19 protein-coding genes are annotated in these 26,229 nt (G+C 58.2%); 15 read left to right on the forward strand and 4 right to left on the reverse strand.

Annotation, left to right across the window (positions count from 1 at the left end; translation table 11 throughout):
- Window position 1: 1 nt before the first annotated feature.
- The 5 genes from hscA to sseB all read left to right on the forward strand — a co-directional run bounded on the left by hscA (window position 2) and on the right by sseB (window position 4,626).
- Window positions 2-1,852, forward strand: coding sequence for a Fe-S protein assembly chaperone HscA (gene hscA, locus KIF87_RS04545; RefSeq protein ID WP_213328048.1), 1,851 nt, complete (start codon window positions 2-4; stop codon window positions 1,850-1,852).
- A gap of 1 nt (window position 1,853) precedes the next feature.
- Entirely contained in the window at window positions 1,854-2,189 is a 336-nt protein-coding gene (gene fdx, locus KIF87_RS04550; RefSeq protein WP_032659448.1) for an ISC system 2Fe-2S type ferredoxin, read from the forward strand.
- 1 nt (window position 2,190) lies between these two features.
- A complete protein-coding gene (gene iscX / locus KIF87_RS04555; protein WP_003860650.1) occupies window positions 2,191-2,391 on the forward strand; it encodes a Fe-S cluster assembly protein IscX in 201 nt (66 codons plus the stop codon).
- Between the two features lie 60 nt (window positions 2,392-2,451).
- Entirely contained in the window at window positions 2,452-3,738 is a 1,287-nt protein-coding gene (pepB, locus tag KIF87_RS04560; protein ID WP_213328049.1) for an aminopeptidase PepB, read from the forward strand.
- Window positions 3,739-3,849: 111 nt separating this feature from the next.
- Window positions 3,850-4,626, forward strand: a complete 777-nt coding sequence (sseB, locus tag KIF87_RS04565) for an enhanced serine sensitivity protein SseB (RefSeq protein WP_213328050.1) — start codon at window positions 3,850-3,852, stop codon at window positions 4,624-4,626.
- A 17-nt stretch (window positions 4,627-4,643) separates the two neighbouring features.
- Here sseB and KIF87_RS04570 read toward each other — a convergent pair whose 3' ends face one another.
- From KIF87_RS04570 to KIF87_RS04585, 4 genes are all read right to left on the reverse strand, one after another.
- The gene (locus KIF87_RS04570; RefSeq protein WP_213328051.1) at window positions 4,644-5,414 is read right to left on the reverse strand and encodes a MurR/RpiR family transcriptional regulator; all 771 of its coding nucleotides are present in this window, start codon (window positions 5,412-5,414) and stop codon (window positions 4,644-4,646) included.
- Window positions 5,414-6,259, reverse strand: coding sequence for a 3-mercaptopyruvate sulfurtransferase (gene sseA / locus KIF87_RS04575; RefSeq protein WP_213328052.1), 846 nt, complete (start codon window positions 6,257-6,259; stop codon window positions 5,414-5,416). Before sseA ends, KIF87_RS04570 begins: the two co-directional genes overlap by 1 nt.
- Before the next feature lie 90 nt (window positions 6,260-6,349).
- Window positions 6,350-7,717: a 6-phospho-alpha-glucosidase gene (locus tag KIF87_RS04580; RefSeq protein ID WP_042718127.1), complete on the reverse strand. Its 1,368-nt coding sequence runs from the start codon at window positions 7,715-7,717 to the stop codon at window positions 6,350-6,352.
- Between the two features lie 12 nt (window positions 7,718-7,729).
- Entirely contained in the window at window positions 7,730-9,274 is a 1,545-nt protein-coding gene (locus tag KIF87_RS04585) for a PTS transporter subunit EIIC (protein ID WP_213328053.1), read from the reverse strand.
- A 286-nt stretch (window positions 9,275-9,560) separates the two neighbouring features.
- Here KIF87_RS04585 and KIF87_RS04590 point away from each other — a divergent pair, with 286 nt between their 5' ends.
- From KIF87_RS04590 to der, 10 genes are all read left to right on the forward strand, one after another.
- Entirely contained in the window at window positions 9,561-14,513 is a 4,953-nt protein-coding gene (locus KIF87_RS04590) for an alpha-2-macroglobulin family protein (protein WP_213328054.1), read from the forward strand.
- Between the two features lies 1 nt (window position 14,514).
- The gene (gene pbpC, locus KIF87_RS04595) at window positions 14,515-16,839 is read left to right on the forward strand and encodes a peptidoglycan glycosyltransferase PbpC (RefSeq protein WP_213328055.1); all 2,325 of its coding nucleotides are present in this window, start codon (window positions 14,515-14,517) and stop codon (window positions 16,837-16,839) included.
- A 156-nt stretch (window positions 16,840-16,995) separates the two neighbouring features.
- On the forward strand, window positions 16,996-17,427 hold the full coding sequence (gene ndk / locus KIF87_RS04600; protein ID WP_003860625.1) for a nucleoside-diphosphate kinase: 432 nt from the start codon (window positions 16,996-16,998) through the stop codon (window positions 17,425-17,427).
- A gap of 169 nt (window positions 17,428-17,596) precedes the next feature.
- Window positions 17,597-18,763 (forward strand): dual-specificity RNA methyltransferase RlmN, encoded by a 1,167-nt coding sequence (gene rlmN, locus KIF87_RS04605; RefSeq protein ID WP_014171168.1) that lies wholly within the window; start codon window positions 17,597-17,599, stop codon window positions 18,761-18,763.
- A gap of 293 nt (window positions 18,764-19,056) precedes the next feature.
- Complete coding sequence (gene rodZ, locus KIF87_RS04610; RefSeq protein WP_213328056.1) at window positions 19,057-20,070, forward strand: cytoskeleton protein RodZ; 1,014 nt, start codon at window positions 19,057-19,059, stop codon at window positions 20,068-20,070.
- Window positions 20,071-20,096: 26 nt separating this feature from the next.
- Window positions 20,097-21,215 carry a flavodoxin-dependent (E)-4-hydroxy-3-methylbut-2-enyl-diphosphate synthase gene (gene ispG, locus KIF87_RS04615; protein WP_023308814.1) on the forward strand — a complete coding sequence of 373 codons (1,119 nt, stop codon included), beginning with the start codon at window positions 20,097-20,099 and terminating at the stop codon, window positions 21,213-21,215.
- A gap of 80 nt (window positions 21,216-21,295) precedes the next feature.
- The gene (gene hisS / locus KIF87_RS04620; RefSeq protein WP_032622984.1) at window positions 21,296-22,570 is read left to right on the forward strand and encodes a histidine--tRNA ligase; all 1,275 of its coding nucleotides are present in this window, start codon (window positions 21,296-21,298) and stop codon (window positions 22,568-22,570) included.
- Between the two features lie 13 nt (window positions 22,571-22,583).
- Window positions 22,584-23,204, forward strand: coding sequence for a YfgM family protein (locus KIF87_RS04625; protein WP_213328057.1), 621 nt, complete (start codon window positions 22,584-22,586; stop codon window positions 23,202-23,204).
- Window positions 23,205-23,214: 10 nt separating this feature from the next.
- Window positions 23,215-24,393, forward strand: a complete 1,179-nt coding sequence (bamB, locus tag KIF87_RS04630; RefSeq protein WP_213328058.1) for an outer membrane protein assembly factor BamB — start codon at window positions 23,215-23,217, stop codon at window positions 24,391-24,393.
- A 112-nt stretch (window positions 24,394-24,505) separates the two neighbouring features.
- Window positions 24,506-25,978: a ribosome biogenesis GTPase Der gene (gene der / locus KIF87_RS04635; RefSeq protein WP_023308811.1), complete on the forward strand. Its 1,473-nt coding sequence runs from the start codon at window positions 24,506-24,508 to the stop codon at window positions 25,976-25,978.
- Window positions 25,979-26,229 lie beyond the last annotated feature (251 nt).

Raw genomic sequence — 26,229 nt, forward strand, 5'->3', positions numbered from 1 at the left:
TATGGCCTTATTACAAATTAGTGAGCCTGGCTTAAGTGCCGCACCGCACCAGCGTCGTCTGGCGGTGGGTATTGACCTCGGCACCACCAATTCCCTCGTGGCGACCGTGCGCAGCGGCCAGGCGGAAACGCTGGCCGACGAGCAGGGCCGCCATCTGCTGCCTTCCGTAGTCCACTACCAGCAGCAGGGTCACGCGGTCGGCTATGACGCTCGCGCCAACGCCGCGCGCGATCCGGCCAACACCATCAGCTCCGTAAAGCGCATGATGGGCCGCTCGCTGACCGATATTCAGACCCGCTATCCGCATCTGCCGTATCAGCTGCAGGCCAGTGAAAACGGCCTGCCGATGATCGCGACCGCGGCCGGTCTGCTGAACCCGATTCGTGTTTCCTCCGACATCCTCAAAGCGCTCGCGGCGCGCGCGACGGCGACGCTCGGCGGCGATTTAGACGGCGTGGTGATCACCGTTCCGGCCTATTTTGACGATGCACAGCGTCAGGGCACCAAAGACGCCGCGCGTCTGGCGGGCCTGCACGTGCTGCGCCTGCTGAACGAACCGACGGCGGCGGCGATTGCCTACGGCCTCGACTCCGGTCAGGAAGGGGTCATTGCGGTTTACGATCTCGGCGGCGGTACCTTTGATATCTCGATCCTGCGCTTAAGCCGCGGGGTGTTTGAAGTGCTGGCGACTGGCGGGGATTCCGCGCTGGGCGGCGATGACTTCGACCATCTGCTGGCTGACTACATTCGCGAGCAGGCGGGGATCAGCGATCGCAGCGATGCGCGCGTGCAGCGTGAGCTGCTGGATGCGGCCATCGACGCCAAAATCGCCCTGAGCGATGCGCAGACGGTTACCGTAAACGTTGCGGGCTGGCAGGGTGACATCACCCGCGACCGGTTCAGCGATCTGATTGCCCCGCTGGTGAAACGCACCCTGCTGGCCTGCCGTCGCGCATTGAAAGATGCGGGCGTTGAGGCAAACGAGGTGCTGGAAGTCGTCATGGTGGGCGGCTCGACCCGCGTGCCGCTGGTGCGCGAGCGCGTGGGCGAATTCTTTGGCCGCACGCCGCTGACCTCCATCGACCCGGATAAAGTGGTTGCCGTGGGCGCTGCAATCCAGGCCGATATTCTGGTCGGCAACAAACCGGACAGCGAAATGCTGCTGCTTGACGTCATTCCGCTGTCGCTGGGGTTAGAAACCATGGGCGGCCTGGTGGAGAAAGTGATCCCGCGTAACACCACCATTCCGGTGGCGCGCGCGCAGGAGTTCACCACCTTCAAAGACGGCCAGACCGCTATGTCCATCCACGTGATGCAGGGCGAACGCGAGCTGGTGCAGGACTGCCGCTCTCTGGCGCGCTTTGCGCTGCGCGGTATTCCGGCGCTGCCTGCGGGCGGGGCGCATATTCGCGTCACCTTCCAGGTGGATGCGGACGGCCTGCTGAGCGTCACGGCGATGGAAAAATCCACCGGCGTGGAATCGTCCATCCAGGTGAAGCCGTCCTACGGCCTGACCGATGGCGAAATCGCCTCCATGATTCAGGACTCAATGAGCTACGCCGAGCAGGATGTGAAGGCGCGTATGCTGGCTGAACAGAAAGTTGAAGCCGCCCGCGTGCTGGAAAGCCTGAACGGCGCGCTTGCTGCCGATGCCGCGCTGTTAAGCGCCGCTGAGCGTCAGGTGATTGACGATGCTGCCGCGCACTTAAGCGCTGTCGCAGTAGGCGATGACGCTGACGCAATAGAAGAAGCCATTAAAAACGTTGATAAACAAACCCAGGACTTTGCTGCTCGCCGCATGGACAAATCTGTCCGCGTCGCGCTGAAAGGCCAGTCCGTGGACGAGGTTTAATATGCCAAAGATTGTAATTTTGCCTCATGCGGACCTCTGTCCGGATGGCGCTGTTCTGGAAGCGAAGACCGGTGAAACCATTCTCGATGTTGCCCTGCGTGCAGGTATCGAAGTGGAACATGCCTGTGAGAAATCCTGTGCCTGCACCACCTGCCACTGCATCGTGCGCGAAGGTTTCGACTCTCTCGCCGAGAGCACCGAAGACGAAGACGACATGCTGGATAAAGCATGGGGTCTGGAGCCAGACAGCCGCCTGAGCTGCCAGGCTACGGTGACCGATGAAGATCTGGTCGTGGAATTCCCACGCTACACCATCAACCACGCACGCGAGCATTGATATGGGACTGAAGTGGACAGACAGCCGTGAAATCGGCGAAGCGCTCTACGACGCGAACCCGGATCTCGATCCGAAGACCGTACGATTCACCGACATGCATCAGTGGATCTGCGATTTAGAGGATTTCGACGACGATCCAAACGCATCCAATGAAAAAATTCTGGAGGCGATTCTGTTAGTCTGGTTAGATGAAGCAGAATAAATAACATAACGGGCTGCCTTCAGGCGGCCCGTTTGCTAGTTGCTAATAAGGAAAAATAAAATGACCGAAGCGATGAAGATTACGCTCTCGAATCAGCCTGCCGACGCGCGCTGGGGCGAGAAAGCCACCTACAGCATTAATAACGACGGCATTACCCTGCACCTGACCGGCAAAGATGATACCGGCCTGATCCAGCGCGCTGCCCGTAAAATTGACGGTCTGGGCATTAAGCATGTCTCCCTGGAAGGCGAAGGCTGGGACACCGACCGCAGCTGGGCATTCTGGGCGGGCTACAAAGGCCCGAAAGGCACCCGCAAAATTGAGTGGGCTAACCTTGATGAAGCCGGCCAGAAAGAGCTGGAAAGCCGCCTGAACATTATCGACTGGGTGCGCGACACCATCAACGCCCCGGCGGAAGAGCTCGGTCCGGAGCAGCTGGCGCAGCGCGCCGTTGACCTGCTGTGCGGTGTGGCGGGCGACAAAATGTCCTACCGCATCACCAAAGGTGAAGACCTGCGCGAGCAGAATTACATGGGCATCCACACCGTGGGCCGTGGTTCCGAGCGTCCTCCGGTCCTGCTGGCGCTGGATTACAACCCAACCGGCGATAAAGCGGCACCGGTCTTTGCCTGCCTGGTGGGTAAAGGCATCACCTTCGATACCGGCGGCTACAGCCTGAAGCAGAGCGCGTTCATGGACTCTATGAAGTCCGACATGGGCGGCGCGGCAACCATCACCGGCGCGCTGGCGTTTGCCATCACTCGCGGTCTGAACAAGCGCGTGAAGCTGTATCTCTGCTGCGCGGACAACATGGTGAGCGGTAACGCCTTCAAGCTGGGCGACATCATTCGCTACCGCAACGGCAAAAACGTCGAAGTGATGAACACCGACGCCGAAGGCCGTCTGGTGCTGGCCGATGGCCTGATCGACGCCTCTGCCCAGAAGCCGGAGCTGATTATCGACATGGCGACCCTCACCGGCGCGGCGAAAACGGCGCTGGGCAACGACTACCATGCGCTGTTCAGCTTCGACGACAAGCTGGCCGCTCGCCTGCTGGCAAGCGCCGCTGCGGAAAACGAGCCGTTCTGGCGTCTGCCGCTGGCCGAGTTCCACCGCAGCCAGCTGCCGTCCAACTTTGCCGAGCTGAACAACACCGCGAGCGCGGCGTACCCGGCGGGTGCAAGCACCGCAGCAGGCTTCCTGTCCCACTTCGTTGAGAATTATCACGAAGGCTGGCTGCACATCGACTGCTCCGCAACGTACCGTAAAGCGGCGGTTGAGCAGTGGTCCGCGGGCGCGACCGGTCTGGGCGTGCGTACCGTGGCGAACCTGCTGACGGCTGAGTAATCGTTATTGCCCTCACCCTAACCCTCTCCCATGGGGAGAGGGGATGGTTTGCTCCCTCTCCCTTGAGGGAGAGGGCCGGGGTGAGGGGGAAATGCATCATCTGGAATTGTTATGTCAGAAACCAAAAACGAATTAGAAACCCTGCTGGAGCAGGCGGCGACCGAGCCCGCCCACCGTCCGGCATTTTTCCGCACGCTGCTGGAATCCACCGTCTGGGTGCCGGGCACCGCGGCGGAAGGTGAGCAGGTTGTCGAAGACAGCGCGCTGGAACTGCTGCACTGGGAGAAAGACGACGGCACGTCGGTGATCCCGTTCTTCACCTCGCTGGAAGCCCTGCAGAAAGCGGTAGAAGACGAACAGGCGTTCGTGGTTATGCCGGTGCGTACTCTGTTTGAAATGACGCTGGGCCAGACGCTGTTCCTCAACGCTAAATTGCCGACCGGGAAAGAGTTCACGCCGCGTGAAATCAGCCACCTGATTGGCGAAGAGGGCAACCCGCTCAGCACCCAGGAGGTGCTGGAAGGGGGCGAAACGCTGCTGCTGTCTGAAGTGGCCGAGCCGCCCGCGCAGATGATTGACTCCCTGACCACGCTGTTCAAAACCTTGAAACCGGTTAGACGCGCGTTTCTCTGCTCCATTAAAGAGCGCGCGGACGAGCATCCGGTTCTGCTGATTGGTATTGAGGCGGACGGCGATATCGACGAAATCATTCAGGCAGCGGGAAGCGTGGCGACCGACACGCTGCCGGGGGATGAGCCGATTGATATCTGCCAGGTGAAGAACGGTGAGAAGGGCATCAGCCACTTTATTACCGAGCATATCACCCCGTTCTACGAGCGTCGCTGGGGCGGCTTCCTGCGCGATCTCAAAACTAACCGCATCATCTGATTACGGCGGGGTGAATATCACCCCGTTGCTTCCAGCAGCAGTAAATCCATCAGCAGCACCAGATTCGACTCAAACGACGTCACCCCTGCGGCTTCGGCGGCGAAGTGTACCGCTTCGTCATAGAGGGCAAAATGCACGTCCGCCATCCCCGCCAGCGTGTTGGCCGAGGCGCGGGTAAACGCGACGATCGTCATGCCGACGTTTTTGGCGATGCGCGCTTTATCCAGCACCTGTTCCGTTTCGCCGCTGCGCGAGACGGCAATAAACACCTGATAGCGGGCAGCGTTGCTGAGGAAAATATTCCGGCTGTCCCCCGGCCCGGAGATAAACGCCGTTTTGCCCAGCACCTGCAGCTTCTTGGTCAGGTACTCCGCAAACAGATAGGAAAACCCGGCGCCGTAGAGAAAGAAGCTCTCTTTCTGGCGCAGCAGGTCGGCAAACTGCTGGCGCTTCTCCTGCGTGACCCACTGGAAGGTGTGCTGATAGTTGGCGATAAACTGATTAAACAGCGCCGGGAGTTCTGGAAGGGAGGGAGCCTGGGCGGCAATATGCGGCGTGTCGGAGAGCAGCTGCTTACAGTGCCAGATAAACTCGCTAAAGCCGCTGAATCCCAGCTTCTGGCACAGCCGCATGATGGTGGCGGTAGAAACAAACGTCGCCTGCGCCAGTTCTCGCACCGTGATGTTGCCCACCAGCAGCGGATGCTCCGTGAGGTGGGCGAGGACGCGATACTCCGCGCGGGTCAGCGATGCCCCGCGCGTTAACAGCGTGGCCAGGCGGTTATCCATTATTTCGCGGGTTCGACAGGCAGATCGTCTCGCGCACCCCATTCGCTCCAGGCGCCGTCGTATAGCGTGACGTCGTTCGCGCCGAGCGTGGCGAGCGCCAGGATCACCACGCAGGCCGTGACGCCGGAGCCGCAGCTGGCAATAATCGGACGATGTAAATCCACGCCTGCACGGTCAAAAATAGCGCGCAGCTCGTCGGTGGTTTTCAGTTCACCCTCAAACACCAGATCGCCCCACGGCACGTTCAGCGCGCCCGGAATATGTCCACGCTTCAGCCCCGGACGCGGTTCATCCGCTTCGGCATTGAAGCGCGGAGCAGGACGGGCATCGACGATTTGCGCTGTTTTTTCGTGGCTCACGACCAGTACGTCGGTCAGGCGTTTCACCACGTGCGCGTCGAACGTGGCATCAAATTCGCCTTCCGGCAGCGTCACGTCGCCCTGCTGAAGGGGCAGCTCGTCACGCTTCCAGCCGGCAAGCCCGCCCGCCAGAATCGACACTTTTTCCACGCCGAAGTTCTTCAGCATCCACCACGCGCGCGGTGCGGAGAAGAGGTTACCTTCATCATAGACAACGAGGTGTTTGTCTTTGCTGACGCCCAGCTCGCGCATCGCCACGGAAAATGCTTCCGGGCGCGGCAGCATGTGCGGCAGGGGAGAGTTGTGATCGGAGAGGGCTTCGATATCAAAAAATACCGCGCCAGGCAGGTGCCCTGCGCGGTATTCACCGGGCACGTCGCGATGCTCTTGCCCCGGCGGGGCCATACGCGCGTCAATTATCTGAACTTCCGGATCGTCACCGTGCTCAATCAGCCAGTCGGCGGCGACAAAATATGAGGTGGACATGGGTTGCCTCCATTCTTTTCCGTAAAAAAGGATTGTCGGTGTTTTTTCTGACACCGACAAGCAAACCACGTTCAACTCGCGAGCAAGCCCCTATTTTTTCACCGTTTCGCCGTCCTGCCAGGCTTTTTGCAGCGCTGGCCAGTAGTCGCGGTTGGCCTCGATCATCTCATCCAGAATCGCTTTTGCATGTTCCATGGTCGGCACGGTGCGGTTGAGGGTGAACGCCTGCAGGGCTTTCTCATAGCTGCCCTCGATGGTCGCCTCCACCAGCAGCTGTTCGGAGGCGAGCTGCTGTTGCAAAAGGGTCTGATGGAACAGCGGCACCTGACCGACGCGGATCGGTTCCGGGCCTTCGGAGGTGATATACGCGGGCACTTCCACCACGGCATCGTACGGCAGGTTGGTAATCGCGCCGCGGTTCTCCACCATCACCAGATGGCGGCTCCGCAGGTTAAAGGCCAGCGAGCAGGCGACGTCGACGATAAACTCGCCGTGCACGCCCACGTGGAAGGCGTCCGGCAGGATCCCGGTGCGCTTATATTCTTCGGCTGCGGCGAACAGCTTTTTCTCGCGCCCGTCCATCACTTCATTGGCGCGGGTATAGTCCGGGTTCTGATGCTCCACAATCTGGTTCGGCATCAGGTAGTACTGCAGATACGGGTTCGGCAGATACTCCGGGAAGTTGTCCATGATTGGCTTAATGTTGCGCCAGGTTTTTACCCACGAAGGATCCGAGTGCTGCGGGTCGGTTTTGGCCGCATCTTCCGTCAGCAGGCCAAACTTCGCGATATGCTTACGCAGCTCCGGCAGCTTGTCTTCGCCGTCCACCAGTACGCGGGTAAACCAGCCGAAGTGGTTCAGACCGAAGTAGTCCACCTCCAGTTTACGGCGATCGACGCCCAGAATCGCCCCCATATTGCGCATCGCGGCTACCGGCATATCGCAGATGTTCAGCACCCGCGCATTTGGCCGCAGGCGGCGCACGCCCTCCGCAACGATCGCCGCCGGGTTGGAGTAGTTCACGATCCAGGCTTTTTCATGCGCGTAGCGATCGACCAGATCGATAAGCTCCACCATCGGCAGGATCGTGCGCAGGCCGTAGGCTAGGCCGCCGGGTCCGCAGGTCTCCTGGCCTACCACGCCGTGACGCAGCGGGATCTTCTCGTCCTGCTCGCGCATTTTATACTGGCCGACGCGCATCTGGGCGAAGACGAAATGCGCGCCGCTAAAGGCCACTTCCGGGTCACTGGTGACGGTAAATTTGATGCTCTGACTGTGGTCGCGAATGACCTTCTCTACGACGGGCGCAATGGTGTTCTGACGCGCCTCGTCGATGTCATAAAGGCGAATTTCGGCCAGCGGGAAATCCTGCAGGCGCACCATCAGGCTTTTCACAATACCCGGCGTGTAGGTGCTGCCGCCGCCGGCGATCGACAGAATGAATGGGGGTGTAAACATCTTTAGCTCCTTTCAGAGAAACGTCTCAACGGCTTCTCGCATTTTTTTGACGTGCAGCCCGTAGACCACCTGAACGTTGTTACCTTGTTTGATAATCCCTTTCGCGCCGGTCGCCTTCAGGCGCGGCTCGTCGATGATGTCGACGTCCTTCACCGTGACGCGTAAGCGGGTGTAGCAGTTATCCACCACTTCAATGTTTTCCCGGCCGCCCAGCCCCACCACGATGGATTCGCCCAGCCCGTCGTTATTGCCTTTGGCCTGGTAATCCTGCTTGCTGTAGAGGCGCGTCTCCTTATCGTCATCCTCACGGCCTGGCGTTTTCATGTTGAAGCGCAGGATCAGGAAGCGGAACACCACGAAGTAGAGGGCAAACATAATCAGCCCGACCACGATGTACATCGGCCAGTTGGACTTCTCCGTGCCGAGCGGCAGGTTGTAAAGGATGAAGTCGATAATCCCGTTGGCGCCGATGGCGTGAACGCCCAGCAGCGAGAACAGCATCATGCCGATGCCGGTCAGCACCGCGTGCACCACGAAGAGCAGCGGGGCGACGAACAGGAAGGAGAACTCAATCGGCTCGGTCACGCCGACCAGCAGCGAGGTCAGCGCCGCCGGGATCAGAATGGCTTTCGCAATCGCTTTACGCTCCGGCTTTGCGGTCATATACATCGCCAGCGCGGCGGCAGGCAGGCCGAACATCTTGCTGATGCCGCGCGCGTCCCACACCACGGTGCTGCTGAGCTGCTTCACGTCCGGGCAGGCCATCTCGGCAAAGTAGATATTGCGCGCGCCCTGGTAGGTTGCGCCGCACACCTCCTGCGTGCCGCCCAGCTCGGTATAGAGGAACGGCGTATAAACCAGATGGTGCAGGCCGGTGGGGACCAGAATGCGTTCCAGGAAACCGTAGATTGCCACGCCAAACGGCCCCGAGCCTTTGATGGCCAGCGCCAGGGCGCTAATGCCGTGCTGGGCAAACGGCCACAGTTCACTCATCACCACGCCGAGCAGCATGGAGACGGGGAGCATGACGATAGCGACAAAACAGTGGCCGGAGTAAATCGCCATCGCGCCGTTAAACTGTACGCCGGAGTATTTGTTGTACAGATAGCCGGAGAGCGCCCCGGTCAGGATCCCGGCGAAAACGCCCATCTCCAGCACCTGCACGCCCAGCACCATGGTTTGCCCGGCCGCTTTCATCTGGGCAGCTGGCGCCAGCGCGCCCTGCAGCTGCAGCGTGACGTTCATGGCGTTGATGAACACGACAAAGGTCACCAGACCAATCAGCGCGGCATAGCCTTTATCACGCGTCGCCAGGCCAATCGGGATCCCGACGGCAAACACCAGCGCCAGGTTCACCAGCACCGACACGGCAGATTTCGCGATAAGCTGACCAGTATGCTGAATCAGGGGATGGCCAAGAAACGGCAGGTATTCAGCGAGATTACCGTTACCCAGCACGTTACCAAAGGCGATAAACAGACCGACGATCGGTAAGATAAGTACCGGTCCGTACAATGATTTTCCGAAATTTTGTAGGGCGTTCACGGCTCGTTTCATGGCTTTCTCTCTTTTTGAACCGCGCACTCGGGGTGCGTCATGGTCATAAAACTAGCAGTCTTCAGGCGTGCTTATCCAGCTATCTTATTGTTTTAAAAACAAATGACCTCAAAGGTAACATGTAACGTTTGGTGCTGTGATCGGTGTAGCATTGCCGGGTGACAGTAGGGGACCGTTCTGCGAGGCGCTTTCAGGATTCTAAAATTGGACTTTTTGAATTAATGAAACTTGCGGATAATACTTATCCGGACGACGACCAACAGGCCCCATAGGCCAGGGACAAAGGATGAAACCGTTTCGCCTAGCCGCGATTTCTCTCGCGCTGTTTACCACGTTTACGCTTGTCGGCTGTGATAACAGCGACGATACCACTCAGTCTGCGGCTCCCGCCGCCTCCACCCCATCGACACCGAAAGCCGCGGAAAAGCCCGACGCTGATAAGCTGGCAAAACTGGCGGCGCAGAGTCAGGGCAAAGCGTTAACCCTGCTGGATGCCTCAGAGGTGCAGCTGGACGGCGCTTCAACGCTGGTGCTGACATTCTCTGTTCCGCTAAATCCCGATCAGGATTTTGCAAAAACCGTGCATGTCGTGGACAAGAAAAGCGGCAAGGTTGATGGGGCGTGGGAACTTGCGCCTAACCTGAAAGAGCTTCGCCTGCGCCATCTGGAGCCTAACCGCAACCTGGTCGTCACCGTTGAACGTGACCTGCAGGCGCTGAACAAGGCGACGTTCGGCATTGATTATGAAAAAGCCCTGACCACCCGGGACGTTGAACCCACCGTTGGTTTTGCCAGCCGCGGCTCGCTCCTGCCGGGCAAAGTGGTGGAAGGTCTACCGGTGATGGCGCTCAACGTCAACAATGTTGATGTCAACTTTTACCGCGTGAAGCCTGAATCGCTGGCTTCCCTTGTCAGCCAGTGGGAGTACCGTAACTCGCTGACCAACTGGGAGTCCGATAACCTGCTGAAGATGGCGGAGCTGGTTTACACCGGTCGATTCGATCTTAATCCGGCGCGCAATACGCGCGAAAAATTGCTGTTGCCCCTGAAGGATATTAAACCGCTCCAGCAGTCTGGCGTTTATATCGCGGTCATGAACCAGGCAGGGCACTACAACTACAGCAACGCCGCGACGCTCTTTACCTTAAGCGATATTGGACTGTCCGCTCACCGTTATCACAACCGCCTTGACATCTTCACCCAGAGCCTGGAAAACGGTGCGGCGCAGTCCGGCGTGACCGTTACCCTGCTGAATGACAAAGGCCAGACGCTTGCCGAAGCAAACAGCGATGCCGACGGCCATGCGAAGCTTGAAACCGACAAAGAGGCCGCGCTGATCCTGGCCAGTAAAGATGGCCAGACCACGCTGCTTGACCTCAAGCTACCGGCACTCGACCTGGCGGAGTTTGATATCGCGGGGAGCCCGGGCTACAGCAAGCAATTCTTTATGTTTGGCCCACGCGATCTCTACCGCCCGGGTGAAACGGTGATCCTCAACGGTCTCCTGCGCGACAGTGACGGTAAGCCACTTCCGGATCAGCCTGTGAAGCTTGACGTGCTGCGTCCGGATGGACAGGTCGCGCGTACGATTGTCGTCAAGCCAGAGAACGGACTCTATCGCTTTAACTATCCGCTGGACAGCGGAGCGCAGACCGGTATGTGGCATATCCGCGCCAACACGGGCGATAACCTGCAGCGCCTGTGGGACTTCCACGTCGAAGACTTCATGCCAGAGCGTATGGCGCTCAACCTGAGCGGACAAAAAACGCCGGTTTCACCGCAGGATAACGTGGACTTTAACGTGGTGGGTTATTACCTGTATGGCGCCCCGGCCAACGGTAATTCTCTGCAGGGCCAGCTTTTCCTGCGTCCGCTGCGTGACGCGGTGGCTGCGCTGCCGGGTTTCCAGTTTGGCGATATCGCCGAGGAGAACCTGAGCCGCAGTCTGGATGAAGTTCAGCTTACGCTTGATGAGCAGGGGCGTGGACAGGTTTCTACCGAAAGCCAGTGGAAAGAGGTGCACTCTCCGCTGCAGCTGATCCTGCAGGCCAGCCTGCTGGAGTCCGGCGGCCGTCCGGTGACGCGTCGCGCTGAGCAGGCCATCTGGCCAGCGGCTGAGCTGCCGGGTATTCGCCCTCAGTTCGCCAGCAAGGCCGTTTACGACTACCGCACCGATACCACCGTCAACCAGCCGATTGTTGACGAGAACGGCAACGCCAGCTTCGATATCGTTTACGCCGATGCCAGCGGCGCGAAAAAAGCGGTGTCCGGTTTGCAGGTTCGCCTGATCCGCGAGCGCCGTGACTACTTCTGGAACTGGTCTGAGAGCGAAGGCTGGCAGTCTCAGTTCGATCAGAAAGACCTGGTTGAAGGCGAGCAGGAGCTGACCCTCAAGGCCGACGAGACGGGTAAAGTCACCTTCCCGGTGGAGTGGGGCTCATATCGTCTGGAGGTTAAAGCGCCTGATGAGATGGTCAGCAGCGTGCGCTTCTGGGCAGGGTATAGCTGGCAGGATAACAGCGACGGCACCGGGGCCGCGCGCCCTGACCGCGTGACGCTGAAGCTGGATAAACCCGCCTATCAGCCTGGCGACACCATCAACCTGCACATTGCAGCGCCGGCCGCAGGTAAGGGCTATGCGATGATCGAGTCCAGCGAAGGGCCGCTGTGGTGGAAAGAGATCGACGTACCGGCAAACGGGCTCGATCTCGCTATCCCGGTCGACAAGGCCTGGAAACGTCACGATCTCTACCTGAGCACGCTGGTAGTACGTCCTGGAGATAAATCCAAATCCGCCACCCCGAAGCGCGCGGTCGGCCTGCTGCATCTGCCGATGGGCGACGAAAATCGCCGCCTGAATATTGCGCTCGATAACCCGCAGAAGATGCGTCCAAACCAGACGCTCTCGGTGAAGGTGAAAGCCAGCGTTAAAGAGGGGGCGGTGCCGCAGAAAGTGAACGTGCTGGTCTCGGCGGTGGACAGCGGCGTGCTGAACATTACCGATTACGTTACGCCCGATCCGTGGCAGGCTTTCTTCGGCCAGAAGCGCTACGGCGCGGATATCTACGATATCTACGGCCAGGTCATTGAAGGGCAGGGCCGCCTGGCCGCGTTGCGCTTTGGTGGTGACGGTGATGAACTGAAGCGCGGCGGCAAACCGCCGGTGAACCACGTCACCATTATTGCCCAGCAGGCACAGCCGGTAACGCTGGATGCCAACGGAGAAGGCACGATTACGCTGCCTATTGGGGATTTCAACGGCGAGCTGCGTCTGATGGCGCAGGCCTGGACGGAAGACGATTTCGGCAGCAGTGAAAGCAAGGTTGTGGTGGCCGCGCCGGTCATTACCGAGCTTAATACGCCGCGCTTCCTGGCAAGCGGAGACACCTCTCGGCTGACGTTGGATCTCACCAACCTGACCGACAAGCCGCAAACGCTGAACGTCGCCCTGACCGCAACCGGCAAACTGTCTCTGGAGGGCGCACAGCCGCAGCCGGTTCAGCTGTCTCCTGGCGCGCGGAGCACCCTGTTTATTCCGGTGCGTGCGCTGGAAGGTTATGGTGACGGTGAGGTGACCGCGCAGGTGACCGGTCTGCAGCTTCCGGGCGAGACTTTCGCACCGCAGCAGAAGAGCTGGAAAATCGGCGTGCGTCCGGCGTTCCCGGCGCAAACGGTGAATACCGGTGCCATGCTGAACCCCGGCGAGTCCTGGACCGCACCGGCGCAGCACAGCAACGGTTTCTCTCCTGCCACCCTGCAGGGACAACTGCTGCTGAGCGGTAAACCACCGCTCAACCTGGCGCGCTATATTCGCGAGCTGCAGGCGTATCCTTATGGCTGCCTGGAGCAGACCACCAGTGGCCTGTTCCCGTCGCTCTATACCAACGCGGCGCAGCTTGCTGCACTTGGCATCAAGGGCGACTCCGATGACAAGCGCCGCGCAGCGATTGATATTGGCATCTCCCGTCTGCTGCAGATGCAGCGTGAAGACGGCGGTTTTGCGCTGTGGGATAAAAACGGTCCGGAAGAGTACTGGCTGACGGCCTACGTGACCGACTTCCTGGTGCGCGCGGGCGAGCAGGGTTACAGCGTACCTGCCAATGCAGTGAATAACGCCAATAGCCGTCTGCTGCGCTATCTGCAGGATCCGGGCATGATGTCCATTCGCTACAGTGACGATACTCAGGCCAGCAAGTTCGCCGTGCAGGCCTATGCCGCGCTGGTGCTGGCCCGTCAGCAGAAAGCGCCGCTGGGCGCGCTGCGTGAAATCTGGGATCGCCACGGGCAGGCGGCTTCCGGGCTGCCGCTGATGCAGCTGGGCATGGCGCTCAAACTGATGGGCGATGCGCCGCGCAGCCAGCAGGCGCTGGACCTGGCGCTCAAAACGCCGCGTAACGACAGCAAAACCTGGATGGCCGATTACGGCAGCACGCTTCGCGATAACGCGCTGATGCTCTCCCTTCTGGAGGAGTACAAGCTGCTGCCGGATGCGCAGAATACGCTGCTGAATGCGCTGTCTGAAGAGGCCTTCAGCCAGCGCTGGCTGTCAACGCAGGAGAGCAATGCGCTGTTCCTGGCAGGACGTTCGCTGCAAACCTTGTCCGGTACATGGCAGGCGAAAACGTCTCTGTCTGAGACCGCATCAGGCGGCGATAAGTCACTGGTACAAAACGTGAGCGGCGACCAGCTTGGCGCGCTGCAGGTCACCAATACCGGAACGACACCGCTGTGGGTGCGTCTGGACAGCACCGGCTATCCGGAATATGCCCCTCAGCCGAGCTCGAACGTGCTGCAGGTTGAACGTCATATCCTGGCAACCGACGGCAGCAGTAAATCGCTCTCTTCCCTGAAGAGCGGCGAACTGGTGCTGGTGTGGCTGGACGTTAAAGCCAGCCAGAACGTGCCGGATGCGCTGGTGGTGGATCTCCTCCCTGCTGGTCTGGAGCTGGAAAACCAGAACCTGGCGAGCAGCAGCGCCAGCCTGCAGGACAGCGGCAGTGAGGTACAGAACCTGCTGAGCCAGATGCAGCAGGCGGATATTCAGCACATGGAGTTCCGCGACGACCGCTTTGTGGCTGCCGTGCCGGTAAACGAAGGTCAGCCGGTCACGCTGGTTTATCTGGCCCGCGCCGTGACGCCGGGAACCTACCAGGTGCCGGTGCCGATGGTGGAGTCTATGTACGTTCCGCAGTGGCGGGCAACGGGTGCGGCCAGCGGCCCGCTGATTGTTGTTCCGTAATATGCAGATAGCTCGTCTGACACGCTCCCGCTGGCTATGGCTGGCGGGAGCGCTTCTCGTTTTATGGGGGCTGATCGTTGCCGCCGACCGCCTGTGGCCGCTGCCTCTGAAAGAGGTTAACCCCGCCCGGGTGGTGGTGGACGAGAAGGGCACGCCGCTGTGGCGCTTTGCGGACAGCGACGGGATCTGGCGCTACCCGGTTACGATTGAAGAGGTCTCTCCCCGCTATCTTGAGGCGCTGATCCAGTACGAAGATCGCTGGTTCTGGGATCATCCTGGCGTAAACCCGCTCTCTGTTCTGCGCGCCGCCTGGCAGGATCTCAGCTCTGGCAAAGTCGTCTCTGGCGGCAGTACGCTCACCATGCAGGTAGCCCGCCTGCTGGACCCGCATCCGCGCACCTTTGGCGGCAAAGTTCGTCAGCTCTGGCGGGCGATGCAGCTGGAGTGGCACCTCTCTAAACGCGATATCCTGACGCTCTATCTCAACCGTGCCCCCTTTGGCGGCACGCTGCAGGGCGTCGGAGCTGCAAGCTGGACCTATCTCGGCAAACCGCCGTCGCAGCTCAGCTATTCCGAAGCGGCGCTGCTGGCGGTACTGCCGCAGGCACCCAGCCGCTTACGCCCGGACCGCTGGCCTGAGCGGGCCGAAGCGGCGCGCAATAAAGTGCTCGACCGCATGGTCACGCAGGGCGTCTGGTCCGCGAAGCAGGTCAAAGAATCGCGGGAAGAATCGGTATGGCTGGCACCCCGACAGATGCCGCAGCTGGCGCCGCTCTTTGCGCGCATGATGCTCGGCAAAAGCCGCGACACTAAAATAGTCACCACGCTGGATGCCGGACTGCAGCGGCAGCTGGAAGAGCTGGCGATGAACTGGAAATCTCGCCTGCCGGCGCGCAGCTCGCTGGCGATGATCGTCGTGGATCACACCGATATGAAAGTGCGCGGCTGGGTCGGATCGGTGGATATTAACGATGATAGTCGTTTCAGCCACGTGGATATGGTCAACGCGATCCGATCCCCGGGATCGGTGTTAAAGCCTTTTATCTACGGTATGGCGCTGGACGATGGCCTGATCCATCCCGCCTCGCTGCTCCAGGACGTTCCCCGAAAAACCGGTGATTATCGGCCAGGGAATTTTGACAGCGGGTTCCACGGACCGGTCAGCATGAGTGAAGCGCTGGTGCGCTCCCTTAACCTGCCCGCGGTACAGGTACTGGAAGCCTACGGGCCTAAACGTTTTGCCGGGATGCTGAGCAACGCGGGGTTGCCGCTGATCCTGCCCGCGGGGGCGCAGCCGAATCTTTCTCTGATCCTCGGCGGGGCAGGCGCGCGGCTGGCCGATATCGCCGCGGCCTACAGCGCCTTTGCCCGACACGGTAAGGCGGGAAGGCTGCGGTTACAGCCGGGTGACCCGCTGATTGAACGTCCGCTGGTATCGCAAGGCTCGGCGTGGATTATTCGCCGTATTCTGGCGAACGAGGCGCAGCCGCTGCCGGATAATGCGCTACCGCAAATCGCGCCGCTGGCGTGGAAAACCGGCACCAGCTACGGCTACCGCGATGCCTGGGCCATCGGTCTGAATGCCCGTTACGTGATTGGCATCTGGACCGGACGACCGGACGGCACGCCGGTGGCGGGGCAGTTTGGTTTCGCCAGCGCGGTTCCGCTATTAAACCAGGTCAATAACCTGCTTCAGTCACGCTCAACGGTAGACGAAGCCCGCCTGCCGCGCGATCCGCGGCCGGAGAGCGTCGGGCGGGGCGTGATCTGCTGGCCTGGCGGCCAGTCGCTGCCGGAAGGGAGTGAAAACTGTCGGCGTCGCCTGTCGACCTGGCTGCTGGAAGGGAGTGAACCGCCCACGCTGCTGCTGCCGGAGCAGGAAGGTATTCGCGGCATTCGCTTCCCGGTCTGGCTGGATAAAACGGGTAAGCGTGTGGCGGCAGATTGCCCTGATGCAACGGAAAAAGTCCTGGATGTCTGGCCGCTGCCGCTGGAGCCGTGGCTGCCTGCGACCGAGCGTCGCGCGGTACGGGTCCCTCCTTCATCAACAACGTGCCCTCCGCTGTCGCAGGACGCACCTGCGCCACTCATCCTGACAGGCGTGCGCGAAGGGGCCGTTATCAAACGTCTGCCGGGTGAATCCCGCGTTTCGCTGCCGCTTCAGGCGACCGGCAACAGCGGTGAGCGCTGGTGGTTTTTGAACGGTGAACCGCTGAGTGTGAAGGGAAGAGTTTACACATTACAGCTTGATAAGTCGGGCGATTATCAGTTACTCGTTATGGATGAGACCGGGCAGGTCGCGACGGTGAATTTTACGCTGCAGTGATCTGAAAACAGCTTTCAGATGTGAGCTGTTGCTAAAACTCGTCTTATTTTAAAAAAATGTTACCTGAATCCATAGGCAATGGCGCTATTGCTCATTATAATCCGCGCCACACCATACTCAGGTATGCAAAACAACAGAACATTGACAGAGGTTATCATGGCTATTGAACGTACTTTTTCCATCATCAAACCAAACGCGGTGGCAAAAAACGTTATTGGCAGCATCTTCGCTCGCTTTGAATCTGCAGGGTTCAAAATTGTTGGCACCAAAATGCTGCACCTGACCGTTGAGCAGGCTCGCGGCTTCTACGCTGAGCACGAAGGTCGCCCATTCTTTGACGGCCTGGTTGAGTTCATGACCTCCGGTCCAATCGTGGTATCCGTGCTGGAAGGCGAAAACGCAGTACAGCGTCACCGTGACCTGCTGGGCGCAACCAACCCGGACAACGCGCTGGCAGGTACTCTGCGCGCTGACTATGCGGACAGCTTCACCGAGAACGGCACCCACGGTTCTGACTCTGTTGAATCTGCTGCACGCGAAATCGCTTTCTTCTTCGCAGAAGGCGAAGTGTGTCCACGTACCCGTTAATTTAACGGTTTCGTTTACACATTATTTTCGTAAATGCCGCGTCCAGACGTGGCATCCCTGCGTCAGACTTTGTACAATGCAACGCCCCGGACGAGCAGACTGCTTTCCGGGGCGTTTCTATTCAACCCTCCACGGGCCATAACGTGTAACAACGAGGCCGGAAAATATTATGTCTGAACTAGTGAATACCTCCGAAGTCGCCATTCCTGCGGTTCCCAATAAAAATGGAAAAATCAACCTGCTGGATCTGAACCGTCAGCAGATGCGCGAGTTCTTTAAAGAGATGGGCGAAAAGCCGTTTCGTGCCGATCAGGTCATGAAGTGGATGTACCATTACTGCAGCGACAACTTTGATGACATGACCGACATCAATAAGGTCCTGCGCAACAAGCTCAAAGAAGTGGCTGAAATCCGCGCACCGGAAGTGGTGGAAGAGCAGCGCTCCGCGGATGGCACCATCAAATGGGCGATTGCGGTCGGCGATCAGCGCGTTGAAACCGTCTACATCCCGGAAGAAGACCGCGCCACGCTGTGCGTCTCCTCTCAGGTAGGCTGTGCGCTGGAGTGCAAATTCTGCTCAACCGCGCAGCAAGGCTTTAACCGTAACCTGCGCGTGTCAGAAATTATCGGCCAGGTCTGGCGTGCCGCGAAAATCGTGGGCGCGGCAAAAGTAACCGGTACGCGTCCTATCACCAACGTGGTGATGATGGGGATGGGTGAGCCGCTGCTGAACCTGACCAACGTGGTGCCGGCGATGGAAATCATGCTGGATGACTTCGGTTTTGGCCTGTCCAAGCGTCGCGTCACGCTGTCTACCTCTGGCGTCGTGCCTGCGCTGGACAAGCTGGGCGATATGATTGACGTTGCGCTGGCGATCTCCCTGCATGCACCAAACGACGAAATTCGTGACGAAATTGTGCCGATCAACAAAAAGTACAATATCGAAACCTTCCTCGCTGCGGTGCGTCGCTATCTGGAGAAATCCAACGCCAACCAGGGCCGCGTGACCATCGAGTACGTGATGCTTGACCACGTCAACGACGGTACCGAACATGCGCATCAGCTGGCTGAACTGCTGAAAGATACGCCATGCAAAATCAACCTGATCCCATGGAACCCGTTCCCGGGCGCGCCGTATGGCCGTAGCTCGAACAGCCGTATCGACCGTTTCTCCAAGGTGCTGATGGAGTATGGTTTCACCACCATCGTGCGTAAAACCCGTGGTGATGACATTGATGCAGCATGCGGACAGCTGGCAGGGGATGTTATTGACCGTACCAAACGTACTCTGCGTAAACGCATGCAGGGCGAGACGATCGCGGTTAAAGCTGTTTGATTATTATGCACTCGCGGCGCATTATCTGCGCCGTGAAGCATAACCTTACTGAATAATCAGTCAGATTCGTGATGACTGATCAATAATTACGGTGCGTTTCATTCGACTTTCGGGCAGTATGTAACGACGTAACAACAGTTTAGCCGTACGGGCAGGGCTGTACTGTCATCTCCGGGCTGACAGTCTTATACTCTCTGTTCAAGGTTAACTGACCAGAAGTTTCGCGGTGCGGGTGGCATTGTGACTCACCGGCACCTGAACCCTTATTTTTCACGTACCAGTAGTTGTAGCGAATGAATACTGAAGCCACTCACGACCAACATGAAGCACTCTCCACTGGCGTTCGTCTTCGCAACGCCCGTGAACAACTCGGACTCAGCCAGCAAGCCGTTGCGGAACGCTTGTGCCTGAAGGTTTCCACGGTTCGCGATATTGAAGAAGATAAGGCACCCGCCGATCTGGCTTCAACGTTCCTGCGCGGTTATATCCGCTCTTACGCAAAACTGGTGCATATCCCCGAAAACGAATTACTGCCAATGATGGAAAAGCAGGCCCCGGTCCGTGCAGCAAAAGTTGCGCCGATGCAGACCTTCTCCCTGGGGAAACGTCGTAAAAAACGTGATGGCTGGCTGATGAGCTTTACCTGGCTGGTGCTGTTTGTGGTGATCGGTCTGACCGGTGCATGGTGGTGGCAAAACCACAAGGCGCAGCAGGAAGAGATCACCACCATGGCCGATCAATCCTCCGCTGAACTCAACCAGGCCGGAAGTGAGAATGGCCAGAACGTGCCGCTGAATACCGACGGTGCAGCTTCCTCCAGCGAGCCACAGACCGCAGCACCAGACATGTCGGCGACCGGTGCAGCACAGGCCCCGGCAGCAACGGCTAACACCGCTGCGCCGCAGGCTCAGGATCAAAACGCGGTTGTGGCCCCTTCTCAGGCGAATGTTGATACTGCGGCGAACGTGCCTGCGGCTACTCAGCCTGCAGACAATAGCGCAGCGACTCTGCCAACCAGCCCGGCGGGTACGGCGACAGCAGCCGATCCCAACGCGCTGGTGATGAACTTCAGCGCCGACTGCTGGCTGGAAGTGACTGACGCGACAGGTAAAAAACTGTTCAGCGGCCTGCAGCGTAAAGATGGCACGTTAAACCTAACTGGCCAGGCTCCCTATAAACTTAAAATCGGCGCTCCGGCAGCGGTACAGATCCAGTATCAAGGAAAACCTGTCGACCTGAGCCGCTTTATCAGAACTAACCAGGTTGCGCGTCTTACCGTTAATGCCGAACAATCAGCAGCACAGTAACAGACGGGCAACGCGGGAGATTTTTCATGCATAACCAGGCTCCGATTCAACGTAGAAAATCGAAACGGATTTACGTTGGGAATGTGCCAATCGGCGATGGGGCACCTATCGCCGTTCAGTCGATGACCAACACGCGCACCACCGATGTGGAAGCGACGGTCAATCAAATCAAAGCATTAGAACGTGTAGGCGCGGACATTGTTCGCGTCTCCGTCCCAACCATGGATGCCGCTGAGGCGTTCAAGCTGATTAAACAGCAGGTCAGCGTTCCGCTGGTGGCTGATATCCACTTCGACTACCGCATCGCCCTGAAAGTGGCCGAATACGGCGTCGATTGCCTGCGTATTAACCCGGGCAACATTGGTAACGAAGAGCGTATCCGCATGGTAGTGGACTGCGCCCGCGATAAAAATATTCCTATCCGCATCGGCGTTAACGCCGGTTCTCTGGAAAAAGACCTGCAGGAAAAATACGGTGAGCCGACGCCCCAGGCGCTGCTCGAATCCGCGATGCGCCATGTGGATCATCTGGATCGTCTGAACTTTGATCAGTTTAAAGTCAGCGTAAAAGCGTCAGATGTATTTCTCGCAGTTGAATCTTATCGCCTGCTGGCAAAGCAGATCGACCAGCCTCTGCACCTCGGGATCACCGAAGCGGGCGGCCTGCGCAGCGGCTCTGTAAAATCCGCGATCGGTCTGGGGCTGCTGCTCTCTGAAGGGATCGGTGACACCCTGCGCGTCTCGCTGGCGGCCGATCCGGTCGAAGAGATCAAAGTCGGTTTCGATATCCTGAAGTCACTGCGTATTCGCGCGCGCGGGATCAACTTCATTGCCTGCCCAACCTGCTCACGTCAGGAGTTTGATGTGATCGGGACGGTCAATGCCCTGGAGCAACGTCTGGAAGACATTATCACCCCGATGGACGTCTCCATCATCGGCTGCGTGGTAAACGGTCCGGGTGAAGCACTGGTGTCAACCCTGGGCGTCACCGGCGGTAACAAGAAAAGTGGTCTCTATGAAGATGGCGTTCGTAAAGATCGTCTGGATAATAGCGACATGATCGACCAGCTTGAAGCCCGCATCCGCGCCAAAGCCGCCATGATGGACGAAACACAGCGTATCAGCGTTCAGCAGGTTGAAAAATAACGTGATGGGAAGCGTGCCGCTTCCCATGTATGATTGAACCCATTCTTTGGGTTTTTTTTGTATATAGAAAGAGAATAAACGTGGCAAAAAACATTCAAGCCATCCGCGGCATGAACGATTATCTGCCTGGCGAAACCGCCATCTGGCAGCGCATTGAAGGCACGCTGAAGCAGGTGCTCGGCAGCTACGGTTACAGCGAAATCCGTTTGCCGATTGTAGAGCAGACCCCGTTATTCAAACGCGCGATTGGTGAAGTCACCGACGTGGTTGAAAAAGAGATGTACACCTTTGAGGACCGCAACGGCGACAGCCTGACCCTGCGTCCGGAAGGTACGGCGGGCTGCGTACGCGCCGGCATCGAACATGGTCTTCTGTACAATCAGGAGCAGCGCCTGTGGTATATCGGCCCGATGTTCCGCCACGAACGTCCTCAGAAAGGGCGTTATCGCCAGTTCAATCAGCTGGGGGTGGAAGTCTTTGGCCTACAGGGCCCGGACATCGACGCTGAGCTGATTATGCTGACCGCCCGCTGGTGGCGCGCCCTCGGTATCGCCGATCACGTTTCCCTGGAGCTGAACTCTATCGGTTCTCTGGAAGCACGCGCTAACTACCGCGATGCGCTGGTAGCGTTCCTGGAACAGCATAAAGAGAAGCTGGACGAAGACTGCAAACGTCGTATGTACAGCAACCCGCTGCGCGTTCTAGATTCCAAAAACGCGGACGTTCAGGCACTGCTGAACGATGCGCCTGCGCTGGGTGACTACCTGGATGAAGAATCTCGCGAACACTTCGCGGGCCTGTGCAAGCTGCTGGAAGCGGCAGGCATCGCCTATACCGTGAACCAGCGCCTGGTGCGCGGTCTGGACTACTACAACCGTACCGTGTTTGAGTGGGTGACCACCAGCCTCGGCTCTCAGGGCACCGTATGTGCGGGCGGCCGTTATGACGGTCTGGTTGAGCAGCTTGGCGGTCGTGCAGCGCCTGCTGTTGGCTTCGCGATGGGCCTTGAGCGACTTGTTTTGCTGGTTCAGGCAGTTAATCCGGAATTTAAAGCAGATTCCGTTGTCGATATATACCTGGTGGCCTCAGGCGCGGAAACGCAGTCTGCGGCGATGCAGCTTGCCGAACGCGTGCGCGATGCGCTACCGGGCGTTAAGCTGATGACCAACCATGGCGGCGGCAACTTCAAAAAACAGTTTGCTCGTGCCGATAAGTGGGGCGCAAGTATTGCACTGGTGCTGGGCGAGTCCGAAGTGGCTAACGGCGAAGTGGTGGTGAAGGACCTGCGCTCTGGTGAGCAGACAACGGTAACGCAGGACGGCGTTGCGGCGCACTTGCGCACTCTATTGGGCTAAGGAGAAGGACTGCGTGGAAATTTACGAGAACGAACACGATCAGGTCGACGCGATTAAACGCTTCTTTGTTGAAAACGGCAAAGCGCTGGTTGTTGGGGTTATTTTAGGTGTCGGTGCGCTGATGGGCTGGCGTTACTGGAACAGTCATCAGGCGGATTCCGCGCGCGGCGCGTCACTGTCCTATGAAACTACCGTTAGCGCAATTCGTGCCGATCAGCCGCAAACGCTGGCTGCGGCAGAAAAATTTGCGGCTGACAACAAAAACACCTACGGTGCACTGGCTGCGCTGGAAGTGGCTCAGCAGTACGTTGATAAGAACGAACTGGATAAAGCTGCTGCTCAGCTCTCTCAGAGCCTTGCTGCGGCCAGCGATGAGAACCTGAAAGCGGTGATCAATCTGCGCCTGGCACGTATTCAGGTTCAGCAGAAGAAAGTTGACGATGCGCTGAAAACGCTCGAAACCATCAAAGGCGAAGGTTTTGCTGCCATCGTTGCCGATCTGCGCGGTGAAGCACTGCTGAGCAAAGGTGACAAAGCGGGCGCGCGTAAAGCGTGGCAAGCTGGCGTAGAGAGCAATGCTTCACCTGCGCTGAGCGAAATGATGCAGATGAAAATAAATAATTTGTCCGTCTGAGAGGGACCCGATGCAATTGCGTAAATTACTTCTGCCAGGACTGCTTTCTGTTACGTTATTGAGTGGTTGTTCACTGTTCAGTGGCGAAGAAGACGTTGTGAAAATGTCCCCACTGCCGACGGTTGAAAACCAGTTTACCCCATCCACCGCGTGGGATGTCTCCGTGGGCAATGGGATTGGTGATTTCTATTCCAACCTTCATCCGGCGTATGCAGACAGCGTTGTCTATGCTGCTGACCGCAAAGGTACCGTGAAAGCGGTGAACGCCGATGACGGGAAAGAAGTCTGGTCCGTTAACCTGGCGGAAAAAGACGGCTGGTTCTCCCGTAAACCTGCACTCCTGTCTGGCGGTCTGACCGTTGCCGGTGGTCATGTCTACGTGGGCAGCGAAAAAGCGCAGGTTTATGCGCTGAACAGCAGCGACGGCTCCATTGCCTGGCAAACAACCGTGGCGGGTGAATCCCTGTCTCGTCCGGTGGTGAGCGATGGCCTGGTGCTGATTCATACCAGCAACGGCCAGCTGCAGGCGCTGAACGAAGCGGACGGTCTGGTGAAATGGACCGTTAACCTGGATATGCCTGCGCTCTCTCTGCGCGGCGAATCTGCCCCGGCCACCGCATTTGGTGCTGCCGTTGTGGGCGGTGACAACGGTCGCGTGAGCGCAGTGCTGATGCAGCAGGGCCAGATGATCTGGCAGCAGCGTATCTCTCAGGCCACTGGCTCAACGGAAATTGATCGTCTGAGCGACGTAGACACAACGCCGGTTATCGTTAACGGTGTGGTGTACGCGCTGGCCTATAACGGAAACCTGACCGCGATGGATCTGCGCAGCGGCCAAATCATGTGGAAACGTGAGCTGGGCTCTGTGAACGATTTCATCGTTGAGGGTAACCGCATTTATATGGTCGATCAGAACGACCGTCTGCTGGCGCTGAGCACCGAAGGCGGCGTAACGCTGTGGACGCAAAGCGATCTGCTGCACCGTCTGCTGACCGCGCCTGCGCTTTACAACGGTAGCCTGGTGGTCGGTGACAGCGAAGGGTATATGCACTGGATCGATCCGGATAACGGCCGCTTTGTTGCACAGCAAAAAGTCGACAGCTCTGGTTTCCTGACCGATCCGGTTGTGGCCGACGGCAAACTGCTGATTCAGGCAAAAGACGGCACGCTGTACGCGATCACGCGTTAATTACCCGGCGGTTGTAGTATACTAAACGGCTCCTGTTCACTCAGGAGCCGTTTTGACATTTTTAAAAACGCCGCGAAAGCGACGTTATTTTGAATTTTATGAGGCTTCAAACATGGTACCTGTGGTCGCGCTTGTCGGGCGCCCTAACGTTGGAAAATCCACTCTTTTTAACCGTTTAACACGCACCCGTGATGCGCTGGTTGCGGATTTCCCGGGGCTGACGCGTGACCGTAAGTACGGTCGTGCAGAGGTGGAAGGACGCGAGTTCATCTGTATTGATACCGGTGGTATTGACGGCACAGAAGACGGCGTTGAAACCCGCATGGCGGAACAATCGCTGCTGGCGATTGAAGAAGCGGATGTGGTGCTGTTTATGGTGGATGCGCGCGCTGGCCTGATGCCGGCGGATTCCGCTATTGCCAAACATCTGCGTTCTCGCGAAAAGCCGACCTTCCTGGTGGCGAACAAAACTGACGGTATCGATGCCGATCAGGCCGTCGCGGATTTCTGGTCTCTGGGCCTGGGTGAAATCTACCCGATTGCGGCATCGCATGGCCGTGGCGTGACCAGCCTGCTGGAAACCGTGCTGCTGCCGTGGGTTGATGAAGTAAACCCGCCGGAAGAAGTCGACGAAGACGCTGAATACTGGGCGCAGTTCGAAGACGGAGAAGAGGGCGAAGAAGAGCCTGAAGACGACTTCAACCCGCAGGATCTGCCGATCAAGCTGGCTATCGTGGGTCGTCCAAACGTAGGTAAGTCTACGCTTACTAACCGTATTCTGGGTGAAGAGCGCGTGGTCGTTTACGACATGCCGGGCACCACCCGTGACAGTATCTACATCCCTATGCAGCGCGATGAGCGTGAGTATGTCCTCATTGACACCGCCGGGGTGCGTAAGCGCGGGAAAATCACCGATGTGGTGGAAAAATTCTCCGTTATCAAAACCCTGCAGGCGATCGAAGATGCCAACGTCGTGCTGCTGGTCATCGACGCGCGTGAAGGTATCTCCGATCAGGACCTCTCTCTGCTCGGCTTTATCCTCAATAGTGGGCGCTCACTGGTTATCGTGGTCAACAAGTGGGATGGCCTGAGCAATGAAGTGCGCGAGCAGGTGAAAGAGACCCTCGACTTCCGTCTGGGCTTTATCGACTTCGCCCGCGTGCACTTTATCTCTGCGCTGCACGGCAGCGGCGTGGGTAACCTGTTCGAATCCGTACGTGAAGCGTATGACAGCTCCACCCGTCGTCAGAGCACCGCGATGCTGACGCGCATCATGAATATGGCTGCGGAAGACCATCAGCCGCCGCTGGTGCGCGGCCGTCGCGTGAAGCTGAAATATGCCCACGCCGGTGGTTATAACCCGCCAATCGTAGTAATTCACGGCAACCAGGTAAAAGACCTGCCGGATTCCTACAAGCGCTATCTGATGAACTACTTCCGTAAATCGCTGGACGTAATGGGCACGCCTATCCGTATCCAGTTTAAGGAAGGGGAAAACCCGTTTGCCAACAAGCGCAACACCCTGACGCCAAACCAGATGCGTAAGCGTAAGCGCTTGATTAAGCACATTAAGAAAAGCAAATAAGCTTTGCCTGCTTCACGAAAGCCCGCGATTATCGCGGGCTTTTTTTTGCCTGGTCAGACCGTCGGTTTTCTCTGTGTGAAGTCAATCACTATTCACTTTTAACCAAGTTTAAATCTAAGAAAGTAGACAATCGTCGAATTTTCATCTTAAAGTCCAGGGTCCGGTACTAGACAAAACTAGCGCCTGGTTATCAAATGGTTAACTAACTTTTCGCCGCATGTAAAAAATCGGCCAGATACGTAACTGGCCGG

It is taken from the genome of Enterobacter sp. 120016, assembly GCF_018383635.1.
GTDB classification, from domain to species: Bacteria; Pseudomonadota; Gammaproteobacteria; order Enterobacterales; family Enterobacteriaceae; genus Enterobacter; species Enterobacter asburiae_D.